A 289-nucleotide genomic window follows, 5' to 3' on the forward strand; every position below is an offset into this window, starting at 1 on the left:
AAAGACTTTCGGTAACTCCCAGAGCTAATCTCGTTAGCTTTCGCAAGCGCACTGTCCAAGTCGGCTCCGTGCCAAATTAGTGCTCTTTTAAAGCTGACAGTAAGTGCTTCACGGCTATTGAAATCACCAGAGAAGATACCTTCTATTAAAGTATTTCCATCCATTGAAGCGAAAGTTTGCATATCCATCATTAAATTCCTTATTAAACATGAGTTTGTCTAAAGTGCTCAAGTGAGCGACATGATTAGTAGTTCAGTAATGAGTGATTTGATGGGTGTGTGATGCCTAA

The 289-nt window shown here is 40.1% G+C and carries 1 protein-coding gene; it reads right to left on the bottom strand.

Annotated features, from left to right (window positions below):
• A partial coding sequence (locus AB4585_RS25135) for a hypothetical protein (RefSeq protein ID WP_372171480.1) occupies positions 1 to 191 on the bottom strand: 191 nt, incomplete at its 3' end.
• Positions 192 to 289: the final 98 nt, after the last annotated feature.

The sequence above is a fragment of the Vibrio sp. 10N.222.49.C9 genome, assembly GCF_041474985.1.
Lineage (GTDB): Bacteria > Pseudomonadota > Gammaproteobacteria > Enterobacterales > Vibrionaceae > Vibrio > Vibrio crassostreae_C.